The sequence below is a fragment of the Rhodococcus sp. 06-1460-1B genome, from assembly GCF_002258475.1.
GTDB classification, from domain to species: domain Bacteria; phylum Actinomycetota; class Actinomycetes; order Mycobacteriales; family Mycobacteriaceae; genus Rhodococcoides; species Rhodococcoides fascians.
Genome location: NZ_NOYS01000003.1, coordinates 16,866 through 34,909, shown reverse-complemented (window position 1 = coordinate 34,909; position 18,044 = coordinate 16,866). Strand labels below are relative to the sequence as shown.

The 18,044-nt window shown below is 63.8% G+C and carries 16 protein-coding genes; 7 read left to right on the top strand and 9 right to left on the bottom strand.

Annotated features, from left to right (window positions below):
* Positions 1-152 precede the first annotated feature (152 nt).
* Genes CH268_RS00415 through CH268_RS00405 form a run of 3 tightly spaced genes read left to right on the top strand, consistent with a single transcriptional unit; the run spans position 153 to position 4,898 of the window.
* Entirely contained in the window at positions 153-2,450 is a 2,298-nt protein-coding gene (locus CH268_RS00415; RefSeq protein ID WP_032372537.1) for a glycerol-3-phosphate 1-O-acyltransferase, read from the top strand.
* Positions 2,447-3,874, top strand: coding sequence for an HAD-IB family hydrolase (locus CH268_RS00410; RefSeq protein WP_094661880.1), 1,428 nt, complete (start codon positions 2,447-2,449; stop codon positions 3,872-3,874). The genes CH268_RS00415 and CH268_RS00410 overlap by 4 nt, the downstream gene beginning before the upstream one ends.
* Positions 3,867-4,898 (top strand): adenylate/guanylate cyclase domain-containing protein, encoded by a 1,032-nt coding sequence (locus CH268_RS00405; protein ID WP_094661878.1) that lies wholly within the window; start codon positions 3,867-3,869, stop codon positions 4,896-4,898. Before CH268_RS00410 ends, CH268_RS00405 begins: the two co-directional genes overlap by 8 nt.
* Here CH268_RS00405 and CH268_RS00400 read toward each other — a convergent pair.
* Genes CH268_RS00400 through CH268_RS00365 form a run of 8 tightly spaced genes read right to left on the bottom strand, consistent with a single transcriptional unit; the run spans position 4,880 to position 12,271 of the window.
* Positions 4,880-5,941 carry an MSMEG_0565 family glycosyltransferase gene (locus CH268_RS00400; protein WP_094661876.1) on the bottom strand — a complete coding sequence of 354 codons (1,062 nt, stop codon included), beginning with the start codon at positions 5,939-5,941 and terminating at the stop codon, positions 4,880-4,882. The two genes, CH268_RS00405 and CH268_RS00400, sit on opposite strands and share 19 nt — an antisense overlap.
* The gene (locus CH268_RS00395; RefSeq protein ID WP_027495243.1) at positions 5,938-6,789 is read right to left on the bottom strand and encodes a carbon-nitrogen hydrolase family protein; all 852 of its coding nucleotides are present in this window, start codon (positions 6,787-6,789) and stop codon (positions 5,938-5,940) included. Before CH268_RS00395 ends, CH268_RS00400 begins: the two co-directional genes overlap by 4 nt.
* 7 nt (positions 6,790-6,796) lie before the next feature.
* Positions 6,797-8,107: an MSMEG_0569 family flavin-dependent oxidoreductase gene (locus CH268_RS00390; protein WP_255182253.1), complete on the bottom strand. Its 1,311-nt coding sequence runs from the start codon at positions 8,105-8,107 to the stop codon at positions 6,797-6,799.
* Complete coding sequence (locus CH268_RS00385) at positions 8,104-8,394, bottom strand: MSMEG_0570 family nitrogen starvation response protein (RefSeq protein ID WP_027495242.1); 291 nt, start codon at positions 8,392-8,394, stop codon at positions 8,104-8,106. Before CH268_RS00385 ends, CH268_RS00390 begins: the two co-directional genes overlap by 4 nt.
* Positions 8,387-9,268, bottom strand: coding sequence for a carbon-nitrogen hydrolase family protein (locus CH268_RS00380; RefSeq protein WP_027495241.1), 882 nt, complete (start codon positions 9,266-9,268; stop codon positions 8,387-8,389). Before CH268_RS00380 ends, CH268_RS00385 begins: the two co-directional genes overlap by 8 nt.
* Positions 9,265-10,680, bottom strand: coding sequence for an MSMEG_0567/sll0787 family protein (locus CH268_RS00375; RefSeq protein ID WP_094661874.1), 1,416 nt, complete (start codon positions 10,678-10,680; stop codon positions 9,265-9,267). The genes CH268_RS00380 and CH268_RS00375 overlap by 4 nt, the downstream gene beginning before the upstream one ends.
* A 1-nt stretch (position 10,681) precedes the next feature.
* Positions 10,682-11,737 carry an MSMEG_0568 family radical SAM protein gene (locus CH268_RS00370; protein ID WP_032369567.1) on the bottom strand — a complete coding sequence of 352 codons (1,056 nt, stop codon included), beginning with the start codon at positions 11,735-11,737 and terminating at the stop codon, positions 10,682-10,684.
* Positions 11,738-11,746: 9 nt separating this feature from the next.
* Complete coding sequence (locus tag CH268_RS00365) at positions 11,747-12,271, bottom strand: MSMEG_0572/Sll0783 family nitrogen starvation response protein (RefSeq protein ID WP_027495238.1); 525 nt, start codon at positions 12,269-12,271, stop codon at positions 11,747-11,749.
* A 231-nt stretch (positions 12,272-12,502) separates the two neighbouring features.
* On the opposite strand from CH268_RS00365, the gene CH268_RS00360 reads away from it, so the two are divergent.
* The 3 genes from CH268_RS00360 (at position 12,503) to CH268_RS00350 (ending at position 14,945) form a co-directional block, all read left to right on the top strand.
* Complete coding sequence (locus CH268_RS00360) at positions 12,503-12,898, top strand: hypothetical protein (RefSeq protein WP_230074147.1); 396 nt, start codon at positions 12,503-12,505, stop codon at positions 12,896-12,898.
* On the top strand, positions 12,891-13,295 hold the full coding sequence (locus tag CH268_RS00355) for a hypothetical protein (RefSeq protein ID WP_027495236.1): 405 nt from the start codon (positions 12,891-12,893) through the stop codon (positions 13,293-13,295). Before CH268_RS00360 ends, CH268_RS00355 begins: the two co-directional genes overlap by 8 nt.
* 222 nt (positions 13,296-13,517) lie before the next feature.
* Positions 13,518-14,945 (top strand): HNH endonuclease signature motif containing protein, encoded by a 1,428-nt coding sequence (locus CH268_RS00350; protein WP_094661872.1) that lies wholly within the window; start codon positions 13,518-13,520, stop codon positions 14,943-14,945.
* A 92-nt stretch (positions 14,946-15,037) separates the two neighbouring features.
* On the opposite strand, the gene CH268_RS00345 is transcribed toward CH268_RS00350, so the two are convergent.
* On the bottom strand, positions 15,038-15,466 hold the full coding sequence (locus CH268_RS00345) for a type II toxin-antitoxin system Rv0910 family toxin (protein ID WP_027495234.1): 429 nt from the start codon (positions 15,464-15,466) through the stop codon (positions 15,038-15,040).
* A gap of 59 nt (positions 15,467-15,525) precedes the next feature.
* On the opposite strand from CH268_RS00345, the gene CH268_RS00340 reads away from it, so the two are divergent.
* The gene (locus tag CH268_RS00340) at positions 15,526-17,832 is read left to right on the top strand and encodes an ATP-dependent DNA ligase (RefSeq protein ID WP_094661870.1); all 2,307 of its coding nucleotides are present in this window, start codon (positions 15,526-15,528) and stop codon (positions 17,830-17,832) included.
* The last annotated feature ends 212 nt before the right edge of the window (positions 17,833-18,044 follow it).

The following is an 18,044-nucleotide window of genomic DNA, read 5'->3' as shown; positions in this document are numbered from 1 at the left end:
CCAGAGAAGGCCGATGACACGACTCTAACCGACAGGCCGTTCGAGCGCCCGTCGAGTGCCGTCGACCACCTCGCCGAACCGCCCTCGCGCCGGGATTCTCCCGCGTAGCCTGACGGCGTACCTTCTTGCGCAGGTACGGAACAGGAGCTTCGATGTACCACCTCGACGCGGACCAGCAATCGCTCAGCGACGGTCCGCACGTGTACTTGCTCGATGCCAGAAGCACTCTCGAGGTTCAGGCCCTGAATCAGTGGATCGACGCCACCACCCCGGACGGAGAACGTCGGCCTCCGTCGGTCGTTCTGTCCGGTGAGGCCAGGACATCACTGTCGGACACCGTCCGCGGGTACGCCGACGATCCGCTGCTCATTCCGCTGCGGGTCACGTTGACCGATCGCAGCACCGGCATTCTGCACCGCATCTTCGCCCCGAGAGGCCGCTCGAAGCCGACACGGGTGTGGCAGCGGTGGGTGGCCAACGACGATCCCGATCACTCCGCAGTGCTGGTCGGTGAACCCGCAACCCTGAGCGATCTGCAGGATCGGTTCGAGCGCGGGGGCGGCACGTCGTTGTCGTCGTTCATCCTGCGGCAGGCGAGTCTCGCACTGGACAAGGCCGAACGCGGAGTCATCGGCTCGGAGTACAAGATTCCGCGCTTCGTCGTCGAGGACATGACGGAGCAGAAGAAGTTCAGGGACGGCATCACCGAGCTCGCAGACCACGTCGGCCAGGATCGCGACACCGTCGACAAGAGGGTTCAGGACATCCTCGGCGAGATGGTGGCGACCGAAACCAGGCGCGCCGTCGAGATGTGGGGCACCCTCGGCGCGTACTTCTCGCGGGCGTACAAGGTCGACGTCGATCGCGATCAGCTGCAGAAGGTTCGCGAACTCAACAAGAACTATCCGTTGGTGTTCCTGCCCAATCACCGTTCCTACCTCGACCCACTCGTGCTGCGTCCCGCGCTTCTCGCCGAGGGACTGCCGCTCAATCACGTCATGGGCGGCATCAATGTCGGCTTCTGGCCGTTGGGCCCGATAGCCAAACGCAGTGGCGTGGTGCTCATTCAGCGCAAGTTCTCGGACGCGATCTACAAATGGACGCTGCGTCAGTACATGAGTTTTCTGCTCAGCAAGCGGTTCAACCTCGAGTGGTACATCGAGGGCGGACGCAGCCGCACCGGAAAGCTCCGCCCGCCGCGGTTCGGTCTGCTGACCTACCTCGTCGACGCCCTCGAGTCGAGCGACGCGGAGGACGTCTATTTGATTCCGACGTCCATCACCTACGACCGACTGCACGAGGTCGGCGCGATGGCCGAAGAATCGCACGGGGCGAAGAAGCAAGCCGAAGGCATTCGCATGGCCATCGGGTACATCCGCGCTCAGGGCACGTTGCGCGGCAACGTCTATCTGAACTTCGGAGAGCCGATGTCGGTGGCGGCGATCGTCGCCGAGAACACCGACAAGCGCGTCGCGGTGCAGAAGATCGCGCTCGGTGTCTCCCATGCGATCAACGATGCGACGCCGGTGACCCCGGCAGCACTGGTCACGATGGCGCTGTTGGGTATCGAGGATCGCGCACTCAACGTCAACGAAATGTGGGCCATCATCTCGCCGTTGGCCGGCTACATCAAACGCAGAAACCTACCCACTGCGGGCGGGGTGGACATCGCCGACGTCGACGTCGTCCGCTCGGCCGTCATCGCACAGGTCAACGCCAACGTCGTCAAGCGTTTCGACGACGGCCCCGAACCGCTGTTCTACCTGGCGCAGGACAAGCATCTGGTGGCAGCGTTCTTCCGCAACAACGCCATTCACTTCTTCGTGATGCGCGCCATCGGCGAACTGGTGGTGCTACCGACCGAGGGTGACTCGACGCCGCTGACTCAGGAATCGTTGTGGACATCGGCCCTGCAATTGCGAGATCTACTCAAGTTCGAGTTCTTCTTCGGCGACAAGAAGGACTTCGGGGAGCGTCTCGAATCCGAGGTCGATCTCATCGACCCGGAATGGCGCACCAGCATCAGCGACCCCGATTATGCTGCGCGACAGCTTGAATCGCAGGATCTGCACCTGGCGCACCGCGTACTGCAGCCGATCTTCGAGGCCTACCAGGTAGTGGCCGACCAGCTGATGCTGCTGCCGCAGAGCGGAGAATTCGACAAACCGAAGTTCATCTCGGAATGCCTCGGCGCTGCCCAGGCCAGGCGGCTCCGCCAGCAGCTCGATCACAGTGAGTCCATCTCGGGCGAACTGTTCGACACTGCACTGCAACTGGCCGAAAACCGCGACCTGATCGATTCCAGCTCGGACGGCATCGCCCGCCGCCGCAGGGACTTCGCGCTGGAGATCGACGAATGGGCCCGCAAGGTACGTACCATCCGGGATATGGCGCACCGAATGCTCCGTGAGGTGGAACCGATCTCTGCCCCCGAGGAGAACAATCCATGACCGACTTCGACGATCGACTGATAGCGATCGCCGCCGCCCCACCCGGCCGAGACACCATCGCCTTCTTCGATCTCGACGGCACCCTCATCAACGGATTCTCTGCTCGCGCAGTGTTTCTCGAACGCCTCAAGACCCTCGACGTCACGGTCAAGGAACTGTGGGAGATCTCCAGTGCCGTCGTCGAGATGCGGATGCGTAACTCCCCCGTCGACAATCTGATGGGCAAGGCCGTCCGCGGCCTCGAAGGCCGTCGCGAAGAGGACCTGATGGAACAGGCATACACCCTGTTCCGCAACGAGATCGCGCCGATGATCTACCCGCAGGCCCGGGCCCTCGTCGAGGCTCACCGGCACGCAGGGCATCGTCTCGTGATGGCTACCTCGGCCACGCCGTACCAGGCACTGCCGGTGCAGCAGGACATGATGTTCGAGGAGTTGCTGTGCACGACTCCGGTGGTCACCGACGGGATTCTCACCGGTGAGCTCGTCGGCGATTCGCTCTGGGGACCCCGCAAAGCACAGGCGGCGATCGACTACGCCGAACGTGAAGGCATCGCTCTGGCAGGCTGTTTCGCATACTCGAACGGCGGTGAGGACGTGCCACTGCTCGAAGCCGTGGGCCGTCCCATCGCCCTCAACCCCGATCCTGATCTCGCGCGCTATGCCGCCAAGAAGAATTGGCCGGCCCTGACGCTGGACAGCCCGAAGCGTGGCACGGATATCACGTCGGCCGTACGCAGCACGGCGGCGCTCGGATCGGTGCTTGCGAGTGCGTCGATCGGGCTCGGTCTGGGGTTGCTCACCCGCAGTCGCCGCACCGGTGCCAATATCACCAGCACCATCGCCCCGGACATCGCGCTGACCCTCGCCGGGGTCAAGCTCGACGTCACCGGAACCGAAAATGCGTGGTCGGCCCGGCCAGCCGTCTTCATGTTCAACCATCAGAGCACCGCCGACTCGGTCATCGTCACTTCCATCCTGCGACGCGACATCACCGCCGTCGCCAAGCGGGAACTCGAACGCGACCCGCGCTTCGCATTGTTGGGCAGGATCTTCGACGTCGCCTATGTCGACCGCGGAGATCCTGCGCAAGCGCGAGAGGCCATGCGACCCGCGATCGAGAAGCTGCACAGCGGCATCTCGGTAGCCATCGCCCCCGAGGGCACTCGCATGCCGACGTCCCGTCTCGGCCGATTCAAGAAGGGCGGCTTTCACCTGGCGATGCAGGCCGGCGTGCCGATCGTTCCGATCGTCATTCACAACGCCGGTGACGTGATGTGGAAGAAGGACTTCACCGTTCACTCCGGTACGGTCAAGGTCACCGTCGGCGAGCCCATACCCACCACGGATTGGGATCCCGACAAGATCGACGAGTACGTGGACGCCGTCCGTTCCTATTTCGACAGAACGTTGGGATATGCCTGAGAATCAGATCAACTCGGTAGTACAGACGGAGATCGAGCGGAATCTATTGGGCGGCGAGCCCAAGTACAACCGCGCCGACATCGTCGAGAAGTCCGGGATTCCGCTCGAGCGGGTCATCGCCCTGTGGATCGGCATGGGCTTCCCCGTCCACACCGATACCGACGCGCTCGTCTACACCGACGCCGATCTCGAAGCTCTGAAGCTGATCACCGCACTGACCGCGCAGAAGGTGATCAAGCCCGAGATGGAGGTTGCGATCGCACGCACCCTCGGGCAGTCGATGTCCCGGCTCGCGGAATGGCAAGTGGGCGTTGTGAACTCTCACATACTCGAACGCATCATCGACAGCCAAGAAGACACGAACGACATCGACGCGATACGACGGAACGCCCGTGCCATCGCCGCCGAAACCGTCCCCACCCTCGAAGCGCTCCAGGGATACACCTGGCGACGCCACCTGGCAGCAGCGGCCGGTCGATCCATCGCCGCTCCCGACGACGCCGCCGACAGTCCCACGATGGCCGTCGGGTTCGCCGACATGGTCGGCTACACGAGCCTGACGCGTCGACTCGACATCGGCGAGTTGACGACGCTACTCGAGGAGTTCGAGTCACTGGCCACCAATATCATTGCGCGAGGGCGTGGTTCGGTGATCAAGAACGTCGGCGACGAGGTGATGTTCAGCGCGCAGACCCCCGAGGATGCCGCCCACATCGCCCTCGACCTCCAGGACGCCTTCGACGAGCAGGAGGACATGCCGGACCTGCGGGTCGGGCTGGCGTGGGGCCCGGTACTGGCCCGGTACGGCGACCTGTACGGGTCGGTGGTCAATATCGCTGCGCGCCTGACCAGTTCGGCCAATCCCGGAACGATCCTGGTCGATACCGTCATGACGGATGAACTGCGCCACGACTCCGAGTTCTACCTCAAATCGGTTCGCTCACTACGGGTCAAAGGGTTCCACAAGCTCAAGCCTCACCGGCTCAAACGCAACAAGCGAACTAGTCAGCGTAGCGAGGAGTAGAACTCCAAGTGTCGACGCGCAGCCTCGTCCCAGGTGAGGCTGTGCGCCAGCGCCAGCCCCGGTGACGGATCCTGCGGCTCGTGCAACGCACGGTCCAATTCGCTGGTCATGGTCTCCACCGACGATGCGTAGGTGACGCTGTCTCCGAACACCTCCCGCAGTACCGGCAGATCACGCGCCACCACCGGAGTCGATGCGGCGAGCGCCTCCATCGCGGCCAGGCCGAAGCCTTCCTTGGTGGAGAAGAACGGCAGCACCGCAGCCTGCGCCACGAGATGCGGCAGCTCGTCGTCGTCGACGGTTCCGAGTATCACCGGCTCGATGCCCAGTTCTACTGCTCGACGGTTGAATTCGGCTCGATAGTCACGGTAGTCGAACAGGGTCTCGCCGCCGGCGAACACCAGTTGCACGGTGCGATCGGACAGCCCTGCGAAGGCGTCGAGTAGATCGAGACTGCCCTTGCGTGGCTCGATGCCGCCGACGGCGAGCACGTACCTGCCGAACTTCCCGCTCCAGTGCGATCGGCCCGATTCGGCTGCTGCCGAGAACCTTCCGGCATCGACTCCATTGGGAATGACGACCGGATCGAACCCCCAGCCGCGTCGGACGTCGTCGGCCACCGCAGTGGACACACAGATTCGCGCGTACGGCGCGGTGATCGCTCGTTCGTGACATGCCGCGAGCTCGGGAGTGGTGAACTCGTCGAGATGGTGGATGGTCCTGATGCACCGGCCGACGGCGTTGGCCGAGATGCAGTCCTGAGCATGGACGATGTCGTACTCGTCGGGCGTGAAGGCCTGCCGCAGAACGCCTATCGATCGCAGAATCCGCTCGCCGACGCTCTCGTTCTCGCGGTGGGAAAACGGGACCATCCGCACGGTGACAGCCGGGTCGACCTTGCGGAAGAACTCACTGTCGCCCCCGCGGCCCAGCGACCACACCGACACATCCTGGCCGGCGCGTGCCAGCGCTTCGGCCAGAGCCAACGTATGCACCACGCCTCCGCGCGGTTTGGACGAATAGGTCAACAGCGCGATCTTCATCGATCCGGCTTCTCCTGCAACAAGTTCGGATAGGCGTCGACGCGTCGCTCGGCCAGGTGATGCAGACCTCTCCGGGCCCGATCCACCTCGGCATCGACGTCGATCTCGTGCACGGCCAAACCGCCTTTGGACCACGTCTTGGCCAACACATCTCCGCCGGGCCCGACAATTTTCGCCTGGCCGAGGAACCGCAGGGATCCCATCACCCCGGTCTGGTTGGACGAGACGAGCACCACCTGGTTCTCGGCGGCACGCGCAGCGTCGTACAGATCGAACAGTCGCGACTGCCGATCGTTGGGTAGCGACGACGCTCGATCGGTGACGCTGGCCGGCCACGCCGACAGCGCCGCAATGATTCTCGCACCATCCAATGCGAGCGTGCGGGCCGACTCCGGGAACGTCTTGTCGTAGTCGATCAGCATGCCCATCCGTCCGACCGGAGTATCGAAGGCCTCGAACCGATCTCCGGCGGCGTAGGCCAAGGATTCCCCGAGCGGCTGATGCACCTTACGGTGACTGCCGAGGATCCCGTCGCCCGTCAGGCACGCAGCCGCGTTGTACCGCAGCCCCTTCGACAACTCGGTGTACCCGATACACACCGTCATCGCACCCGCCGCTGCGATGATCGCGGCCAACTCCGGTCCGTCCGGATCGAGAGTGGGCGGCAACTCGGACGGGTCCGGGTTGCTCAGGCTGTTGATGTAACCCCCGAGGGATGCGTCGGGCAGCACCAAGAGATCGATGCCCTCGCGGGCCGCACTGGAGATGATCGTCGTGATCTTCAGTACGGCCCGATCGACGTCTCTACCGAAATGTGCTGCCAATGCACCGATCTTGATGGGAGCCACGTCGAGATCAGACCATCTGGCTCTGCGGTTGCGCTGGGTTTCGGGACTGCGTCGAGTTTCGGGACTGCACAGCACTGATCTCGAGGCCGATTTGATCGGCCAGGAATGCGGCGTCGCGGGCCACCGAGGCGAAGCGTCCCGAACCCCAGGTGTGCTGCCAGGGCAGGCCCAGGAAGTACAGGCCGGGAACCGATGTGACGCCGCGGTTGTGCGTCGGGTGGCCCTCGCCGTCGAACGCCCCGACCTTCAGCCAGCGGTAGTCGGTACGGAACCCGACCGACCAGACGACCGCGGCGATGTCGGTGGTGGCGAGATCGAGTTCGGTCGTCTCGAATTCCGGACGCCACACCGGCACGTAGCGGTCCTCGGTGGGGGCAGTGATGCCCTCGCGCTCGATGTACGCGTCGATGTTGTCCTTGATGCTCTCGGCCACCCGATCGGCAGCGTCGAGCGACGCTTCGAGGGTCGGGGCGAACTGCAGGACGCCGTCCTCCACGCCCAGCAGACGGCCGTACAGCTGCATGCCCTCGGTGGCGAACGCGCGCAGGTCGATGTCTCGACCACCGTCACGGCCGGTGACGTAGTGGTTCGTGTTCTCGCGTTTGCCGACGCCACCGGGTTGATCTTCGATGGAGACATCGTAGACGCCCATGTCGTGCAGCCAGGCGACACAGTCTCGCCCCCGATAGAAGCGTGCGACGCGAGGTGCGGTGCCGGCGACGAGATGAACCCGGCGGCCGTCGAGGTGGAGATCCTCGGCGATCTGCGCTCCGGACTGGCCGGTGCCGACAACCAGTACGTCGCCGTTCGGGAACTGGTGCGAGCCGCGGTATTCGGACGAGTGGATCTGGACGATGTCGCGGGGAAGCTTCTCGGCGAAGCGCGGAATGGTCGGGATGTGGTACCCGCCGACGGCAACGACGATCTGATCCGCGTGCATGGGGCCGGCGGAGGTCTGTAGGTCGAAGCCGCCTGCCGCAGATTGCAAGGCCTGATTCACCGAAACATACTCTCGAACCGGTGCATCGAAGCTCTCGGCGTAGCGTCGAACGAAGGCGTAGACCTCGTCGCGCTGCATGAACCCGTCGGGATCGTCACCGTCGTAGGAGTACCCGGGCAGCGCGCACTGCCAGTTGGGGGTGACGAGGGTGAAGTTGTCCCAGCGCGAATCCTTCCACTCGTGCGCGATGGTGTCGCGTTCGAGGACGACGTGGTCGATGCCTCGCTGCGTCAGATGCCAGCTGATGGACAGTCCGGCCTGACCGCCGCCGATGACGATCACCGAGTAGTGTTCTGTTGCACTGTGGTTCTCTGTCATAGCAATTCAGCTCCCGACATGCTCAGTACGCGAACGGCACCGGCCTGATACGACGCGCTGACACCGTGAATCTCTTCCATCTGCTGCGCGGCCGACGTGCACCGCATCCCGAATTTGGCGAGAACTCGATCGCTCGCCACGGTCAATGCCTCGGACGTTCGCTGAACGAACTCGGCCACCGGGTATTCCTGCCCGGGGCTCAGATAGTCGTGCATCACCAAAGAGGGCGAGTAGCAGGACTGTTCGCGTCCGTCGGGCCACCGCACCACGAACGACATCTCAGGCATGAACGGTCTCCTTGGTGATGGTGCGATAGACCGAGGGCCGTCGGTCGCGCAGGTTGTACATGCCACCGCCACGTGCCGCGCCGATGAGCGCCTCGACATCGACGGTGGCTGTGGCCAAGCCCGGCTCGACGCCTGTGCCCGCGAGGATCTCACCGCCGGGCCCGACGATCTTGGCGCTGCAGACGAACCTCAGAGACCCGAACGTGCCGGCCTGATTCGCCGCGACCCAGATGATCTGATTCTCCAGTGCACGAGCGCGATCGTAGATGTCGAAGCGTTGCTTCCACCGATCTTCTTCCATGTTCGGGGTCGTCGCGGTACGTGCAGTCGGCCACGCGGAGATGGACGCGACGATCTCGGCTCCGTCGAGCGCGAGTTCGCGGGCCGCCTCGGGGAACCCCTTGTCGTAGCAGATCTGCATGCCCATCCGGCCGACCGGAGTGTCGAAGGCGGAGTAGCTCTCTCCCGCTGCGTAGCAGAGGTTTTCGCCGAGTGGCTGGTGCACCTTGCGATACGACCCGAGGATGCCGCTGCCGTCGACCGTCACTGCGGCGTTGTAGCGGGTATCGCCGTCCTTCTCGCAGAATCCGAACGTGACGACGGTATCGCCTGCCATGTCGATGACCCGCCTGATCTCGGGGCCGTCGAGTTCCAGAGCCGGCGGAAGTGCCTTCAGTCGACGCTGTCTCGATTCTTCGGTCTCGTCGCCGCCACCGAGGCTGGGCAGGTACCCACCCAGGCACGCTTCAGGCAGCACCAGCAGTTGGCTACCGCGATTACGCGATTCCTCGAGCAGGGCGGCGATGGTGGCGTAACCCTGTTCCATGTCGCGGCCGAACTCGGCTGCGGCCACGGAGATCGTGATGTCGTTCATGCTTCTCCCAATCCGGTCACCGTGGAAGTGACCGCGCGCGTGGTGATTCCATCGGGCCATCGCAAGGCGACGCCCGGAATGTCGGTGAGCTCTCCGCATTCTGCGGACAGGGCAGGTCCGGACGGTGCAGTCGGTGCACCGGGACGGTCCGCGGTGATCATCGCGAACCCGGGAAAACACGTGATCCATTCGCCCATCGACGCCGAGTCGGGCTTCGGAATCGAGAAGATGTCCAATACGGCACCGGTTCCGCTTGCCTCGGCCAGCATCCCGGTAGTGCCCGCCAGGCCGGCCATCGAGACGTCCTTGGCGGCCTTGGGCGCGGTACGGGCGACGAACGATGCCATGGTCGTCAGTTCGGCGGAGTTGCGCCGTGACGTCGAATCCCATTGCTGGCCCTGATATCCACGACGCCAGCCACCCTCGACGTCCGCCGTCAGCGTCAACCGATCGCCGACGCTTCCCCCGCCGGCCCGTACCGGGTTCGTCGTGCGGCCCAGCGCGGTGACCGACAGCGACGATGGCACCCCGGCCTGGGTGTGGCCACCGAGTACCGGAACCTGCCAGGCCGCAGACGCATTGGCGAGGCCGCGGATGATGCGGGTCAGTCGAGATTGCGTCGGTGCTCCGACGGAGTCGAGCATGCCGACTGCGTTAGCGCCCATCGCCGAGAGGTCGTTCAGGTTGACCAAGGCCGCGCACCAGCCGGCCCACTCCGGGTCGCGGTCGACCATCGAGGGAATGATCGCATCGCAGGCGGCGATCATGTCGCTCCCCGGAACCGGGACACCGTCGTCACCTCGAAAGCCTTTGGCACCGAGCCCGAGTGGCTGCGCTTTCAGCGGTGCGAGGACGCCGGCGAGCATCGCCTTGGTCGACGACACCAGCCGTTCGATCCTGTCGATCGGCCAGTACATCGCCACGTGTGGAGTATTCGCCACCTCGACGTCTCCACGCCTGATCCAGCCGAGACGGGTGAACAGTGTCTCGTTGCGCTTCTGCACCGTCGCGTCGAAGCGCAAAACGCCACGACTTTCGGCATGAGCACAGGCCGCACGCACCAGCGCTGGGCCCACACCGGAAGTGCGTGCAGAGGTGGTGACCACCAGGCGACTGCCGGCCCACCACCCCAGATCCGTTGCCGTGCAGGGTGCCAAGCGCACGCCGCCGAGCACGGTGCCGTCTCGGTCGGTGGCCACGAGAACGACGCAGCGAGCATCGTCGTCGACGTCGTCGTGATCGGTGCCGGCGAACAAGCCCTGTTCGGCGACGAACGTCTCTCTGCGCAGTGCCCGATACGCGTTCAGTTCTGCTGTGCCGCTGCACGGCTGGACGATGAACTCCGGTTGCACGACAGCGATTGCAGCGCCGGATAATCCGGCGAGATCGTTACCCTCCACGACGCCGTACATATCACCCTCCCGCGTTCTGCAGAACGCTGCACGCACCGCAGGCCGCGCAGCCTGCTTTCTGATCGGACCCGAGCATCGCCGCTGCCTGAAGTTCCTTGGCGACGCGTCGGGTGACGCTTTCGAGGACGTCGGCAGCGGGAGCCGTCGCCCGGTCGACATCCACCGCCAACGTGCCTGCGAGCGGCCGAAACGGAACGACGAAGGGATACACACCCATCTCGATCAGTTCCGCTGCACCCGAGACCAATTCGTCGGGATCCTCGCCGAGACCGACCAGTATGTACGTCGAAACCTGGTTGCGCCCGAAAACCCGGACCGCTTCTTTCCATGCCGCGCGGTACTCGTCCATCGAGACCGATGCCTTGCCCGGCATCCATCGGCGGCGCACGTCGTCGTCGAGCGATTCGACGTGAATTCCGATGGACTCGGCTCCGGCGTCGTACAGGTCCTGGATGGTCTGCAGGTCACCCGGAGGTTCGCACTGCACCTGGATCGGCAGTTCCGGGACCACGGCCTTGATGGCACGTACGCACCGGGCCAGATGACGGGCACCGCGATCCTTCGCGGCCGAAGTGCCCGTCGTCATGACCATCTGCGTCACCCCGTCCAGCCGGACAGCGGCCTCCGCCACCTCCGCAAGTTGCGCGGGCGTCTTGACGGCTATGGTGTCGCCCGCGTCCAGAGACGCTTCGATGGAACAGAAGCGGCACCGTTGATCGGCGTCGTAGCGAATGCACGTCTGGACCACGGTCGTGGCCAGAACACTGGTGCCGTGCAGCTTGGCGATCTTCTCGTAGGCGACGCCGTCGGCGGTGGAGAGGTCGTAGAACTTCGGGCGATCGACGGCCTGAACATCGAGTCCGATGTCGTTGCCGTCGAACAGAACTCGCCCTTCTTCGAGTACGTACGGACTGAGCGGGTTGCGCGGGATTGCTGCGCCGAGACCATCGATGCGGACATGTCCATCGTCACTCGGGCCGGCACCGGCAGTTCTGGACACCGGCGTTGCTCCTCGAATCCCGAGCAACGCCAGATCCACACGTGTAGAGATGGACATAACCGTCCCCTAGACCATGTAGGTCGAATTGATGATGGCACCCTTGCGCGCGTAATGGATCAATGCGTCCTGCACGTCCAGGGGGTGGGCGGGTATGACGCCCTCGATGAGGTCTTCTTCACGACCCCCGTGCAGGGCCAGTCCGAAGCGGCAGCAGAACACGGTGCCGCCCTCGGCGATGAACGTCGCGAGGGAGTCGTTGATGTTCTGTTCACCCGGGAAGCCCGAGTCTCCGGTGGTCGGGAAACCGCGTGTGGCAAGGCAATTGATGGCACCGGGTCCGTAGAAGTACATCGCCGACTCGAAACCCTTGCGCAGAGCGCGGGTGGCCTGCAGCACCGCGACGAACGATACCGACGACTCGTGGGCGATGCCGTGCACCAGCGTGAAGTAGCTTTCGCCGTTCTCCGCCTTGTAGTCGGGGAAGATCTTGGTGGAGCCGTAGATGTTGCTGCCCTTGGGAAGTGAGGGATGCGGAATCTCCTCGAGGGACTTCTTGATGTTCTCGGCGATGGACTGGTCGAGATCTGACACGTGCGTCTCCTGAGGTTCGCAGAGCGGGCTGGATGCGGTGGACACCGATGTCCACCCGAGAAACCGTCATGTCCGACGAGAGGGCAGATCCTCTGCGGCCATGGAACAAGTACAGGCCTCGTCGATTTCCGATTGGTCACGCTCGGAACAACGTCGTGTTTCAAGGGCCTCACAGTGTTGACGTGGTGTTACGCGGTTACTGTGAAGGGAAGTCCATCCACCCACCGCAGCATGACGAGGAACTCGATGATCGGCGCCGTCACCGGCTTGTTGTACGTGTTGTCCCTGGTAGTGGGGATCTGGGTGCTCGTGAAGCTCGCCACGAACAGGCCCGTTCTGTTGAAGAACAAGGCCGACCGCGCGCTGTTCTGGACGATCGCGGCTACCGAAGGCGTCGTTGCACTGCAGGCCGTGATCGGGTTCGTGATGATGTTCGCCTCCGATCGCGACATTCACCGCCTCACGTTCGGGTCGTACCTCGTCGGACTGCTGTTCCTGCTCCCACTCGGAACGTGGTGGTCTCTGGGCGACCGTTCCCGCGGCGGCACCGCGGTGCTCCTCGTAGCCGTCCTCACCCTCGCAGCCATGGTGTTGCGACTGAGCCAGATTTGGGCCGGATATGCCTGACAAACTTCAGCAAGCCACGCGCACCGGATTCGGACGCTTCCTCATCGCCGTCTACGCCGTGTTCGCCGTTGCCGCGACATCGCGATCGATCGTGCAACTCACCACCCGATTCGACAACGCCCCGGTCGCGTACCTGCTGTCGGCATTTGCAGCCGTGGTCTACATCATCGCGACGGTCGGCCTGGCACGAGCAACCGAGGCATCGCGACGAGTGGTGACGGTCTCCTGCATCATCGAACTCGTCGGAGTCCTCGGCATCGGCACCCTCAGCTACATCCAGCCCCAGGACTTCCCGGAGCCGACGGTGTGGTCGCACTTCGGATCCGGTTACGTCTTCATCCCTGTGGTGCTACCCATCGCAGGACTGTGGTGGCTGCGAAAGACACGACAGCAGTAGAGGTCTGCTCTACATCTCGTGCATTGCAGTCCGACCCCTACATCGAAGCCACTGCGCGCCGCCCCGTTCGAGTTCAGCGGTCCCGGGCGATCCTCACTCGACTGACGTTGCGGCCATATCACGGGCCACCGACAAGTTTCGTATCCCGAATCCTTGTGCACGGCAATAGTTTTCGATTGCACCATCATTGCGCATCGAACACACGTTCGATACACTTGGTCCATGACCACGGAGATCTGGCAACTGAGCGAAAGCGAACTCCTCGCCGACGCTGCTGATGTCTCCCACCAGATCCAACTGCTCGAAGCACGGCGCATCGCTCTCGTCGCCGACATCGACACCCGCGTGAGCCGGGAGAAACTCGGCTTCCCCGGACCCGCAGGCTGGCTGACCTCCACCACCCTCCTCACCCCGAGCAAAGCGAACAAGATCGTGGCCCTCGCTCGCGGGTTGAAGAACTTCCCCGACATCGCCGACGCCGTCAACACCGGCGTCATGTCCGTCGACCACGCCGCCCTGATTCTCACCTTCGCCGAAACACCCCCGAAGAACCTCCCGCAAGAGGGTCGCGACATCGCCCGCAAAGCCATGATCACCGCCGCAACCGGGCCTGGGGCACGCACCGACAAGATCCGTGAAGCGATCACCAAACTCGAAGACACCTACGGCAGCGACAAGCCGCCCCCTGAGGACACCGACCGCAACGAACTCTTCGCCTCGAAAACCCTCAACGGACGTCTCGTGGCGAAGATGGATTTCGATGCGATCACCGGAGAAAAGCTGCTCACCGCGCTTTCGCCGTTGACCGAACCCCGACCCGCCGCCGACGGCACCCCCGACGACCGCAGCCCCGCCAAGCGCAGAGCCGACGCCTTCGGGCACATCCTCGACCGCTACCTCGCCTCCAGTGACCGCCCCACCGAGGGCGGTGAGAGGCCGCACGTCAACCTGCACATCCGGTTGCAGGACCTCCAGAGCCTGAGCGGTCAGAACAGCGACGACATCACCGACGACGAAACCACCCGCGCTGCAGCAGAATCCGACAACGCCGATCCAGCCAACCCGGTGGACATCGACGCCGGCAACCCGATCCACTCCGACCCAATACGATCCGACCCGACCGAGTGGGACGCGGCGGATGAACTCGAGACCGACAGCGCTGCCGGACCAAGCCAGGATCGCGGTGCATATCGGGACCTGTTCGGCGACGGCACCACCGTCGGCTGGCTGCCGTGGATGGGACCACTCTCCCGCAACACCTCTCGCCAACTCGCCTGCGATTGCCTTCTCACCGCCATCGTCATGGACGAGAACGGCAACCCACTCAACCTCGCCCGCACCGCCCGTACCGTCACCGCGAAACAGAAACGCGCCTTGACGGCCCGCGATCACGGCTGCGCGTTCCCGGGCTGCGGCAAACCCGCCGCCTGGACCGAAGGTCACCACATCTGGCACTGGACCGACGGCGGCCCCACCGACATGGACAACCTCGTCCTCCTCTGCGGATTCCACCACCGACTCATCCACCACAGCGACTGGGAAGTGTTCATCGGCAGCGATCAACACCCCTGGTTCGTACCCCCGGCATCCGTCGACCCCTACCGACAACCGAGACAATCCCACGCACGAGCAGGCCCCCACATCGCATAGGCCCCTCGAACGCACACCAGCCCCGCACCGAGAACACGGTGCGGGGCTGGAAGAGATTGTCCGACAGCTGCTTCGGGAATCCCGAGATGCCGTCACTTCAATGCAGCCAGGTTCGCCACCGACTGCTTCACATCGGTATCGAGTGCACGGGCGACCACCGAACCCACCGGGCCGAACAGCACGCCCCCACCGAATTTCGCGTCGAGTGTCAGCTCCGAACCGCCCTCGGCCTCACGCACGTGGACGGTCAGCGAGATCCTCACTCCACCTTTGCCGCGGCCCGACATCTCGATCAGCTTCGGCTCTTCGTACTCGGTGAACTCCCAGTTGATCGTGTTCTTGAAACCCTTCACCTTCACCAGCGACTCGACCTTCGTGCCCTTGCCGACCTTGTTCGGCGGCGGACTGCACCAACCACCGTGGATGGTCATCCACTCGTCGAACCGGTCGAGCGCGGAAGCCTTGTCCCACGCGCCCTGCGGGTTCTCGGGCATCTGTACCGAGACACTGATCGTTGCCATGCATTCGAGCCTGTCACAACTTGCTCGCAGGTTCAGACGGCGAGCACTAACCTGAGACGATGGCCACGCTCGAGATCGAAGGCCGAAAGGTCTCCGTCACCAACCTCGACAAGGTGCTGTTCCCAGAAACCAGCACCACCAAAAGCGACATCATCGAGTACTACGCTGCCATCGCCCCGGCGATGCTGCCGCACGTCGCAGGACGCGCCGTGACCCGCAAGCGATGGCCGAACGGCGTCGAACAATCCTCGTTCTTCGAGAAGAATCTCGCCGCATCCGCACCCGACTGGCTCGACCGCCGATCCATGCAGCACTCCGACCGAGTCGTCACCTACCCGTTGTTCTCCACCGCAGCGGATCTGGTGTGGCTCGGGCAGCAGGCGGCCATCGAAGCGCACGTGCCGCAATGGCGATTCGACGGCACCGAACCCGGCCCTGCCACCCGCATGGTCTTCGACCTCGATCCCGGCGACGACGTCGACCTCGCCCGATGCGCTGAGGTGGCCTGCGAAATACGTGACCTCATTGCAGACATAGGCATGACCGCGTACCCGGTCACCAGCGGCAGCAAGGGAATTCACCTGTACGTACCGCTGGACAAACCGCTGTCGACGTCCGGCGCATCCACCGTCGCCAAACGCGTCGCCACCCTGCTCGAAGAACGGTCACCGGATCGGGTGACCGCCACGATGGCGAAAGCGAAGCGCACGGGTCGAGTGTTCGTCGATTGGAGTCAGAACAACGGAAAGAAGACAACCGTTGCGCCGTACTCACTTCGGGGCCGATCCCTACCCACCGTCGCGGCCCCCCGAACCTGGGAGGAGCTCGAATCGCCAGGGCTGCAACAACTTCGATTCGAGGAAGTTCTGGAACGGTTCCACGACACCGGAGACCTATTGGCCGATCTCGACCCGAAACCGGCAGCGGAAGAGCACGACACCTCCGACACGGACAAGCTCGGCAAGTACCGCAGCATGCGTAGCGCGGACCGAACTCCAGAGCCTATCCCGAAAACCGCCGAGCCCCAGGGTAACGACGATACGTTCGTGATTCAGGAACACCATGCGCGACGCCTGCACTACGACTTCAGGCTCGAACACGACGGTGTCCTGGTGTCGTGGGCCGTCCCCAAGAACATCCCGGTCGAGACCGGGCAGAACCGTCTCGCAGTCCACACCGAGGACCACCCGCTGGAATATGCGACGTTCTCCGGACGAATCCCCAAGGGCGAGTACGGCGGCGGTGACGTCTCGATCTGGGACAGCGGAACGTACGAACTCGAGAAGTGGAGAGACGACGAAGTCATCGTCGTTCTGCACGGAGCCAAAGCACGCGGCAGGTTCGCCCTCATCCGCACCAAGGGCAACCAATGGCTCATGCACCTGATGAAGGACCAACCCGGAGAGCACTCGACAAAAAAGGACAGCCCGCCGACGGACAAGCCGGTGCTGAAGAACATCTCACCGATGCTTGCAACCGCGGGCGACATACTCGATCTACCCGAGGACGAGTGGTCGTTCGAGGGTAAATGGGACGGCTTCCGCATCGTCGCGGAATTGACTCACGGTTCGATGACCCTGCGCACCCGAAGCGGAAACGACTACACCGAGAAGTTCGGAGCCATCGGGTCTCTCGCCGAGGACCTGGCCGATCACGACGCCGTCATCGACGGTGAAGTGGTCGTCTTCGACAGCAACGGCATCAGCAGCTTCGAGAAGCTACAGAACGCCGCCCGCGACGACATCCGGTTCATCGCCTTCGACCTGCTCCATCTCGACGGCACGTCCCTCGTGCGCAAGAAGTACTCCGACCGGAGACGATTGTTGGAACTGCTCACCACCGGCCTCGACTCGGTTCTGGTGCCGCCGTTGTTGACGGGTTCGGCTGCCGACGCCATCGCCGAGAGCCGGGAACGGGGGTGGGAGGGAGTCGTCGCCAAGCGCACCGATTCGATCTACCAGCCGGGCAAGCGCGCCCACACCTGGATCAAGTACAAGAACTGGCGCACGCAAGAAGTGGTGATCGGCGGTTGGCGACGCGGCCAGGGGCGTCGTTCCGGCGGATTCGGCTCACTGCTGATGGGGATCCCCGACGGCGACGGTCTTCGCTACGTCGGTCGCGTCGGCACCGGTTTCGACGATCGCGCGCTCGATTCACTCGCCGGTCTGCTGGCTCCGCTGGAAACGTCGGACAGTCCTTTCTCCACGACGCTTCCCACTGCCGACAGGCGCGGTGCCGTATGGGTGGAGCCGGTTCTCGTCGGAGAAGTGCGGTTCTACGAGGCCACCGAATCCGGCCACCTGCGTCACCCGAGCTGGCGCGGACTGCGCCCGGACAAGTCGCCGACGGACGTCGTTCCCGAGTAGCCCACGCCGGTATTTCAGCGGCGAATTTTGTCGAATCCCAGAAACCGGCAGAAAAACCGTTCTTTGGTTGCCATAGAATCACCGGGTGCGTACCGTTGCGCTCATCGTCGCCCGGGGAGCGTAACGAGTCACAGTTCAATAGCTATATCGAGTTGCGGGCCAGCTCTACGGGGGCTTGCCGAATCGTCGAAACGCGCGCCGTTTCGATTCAG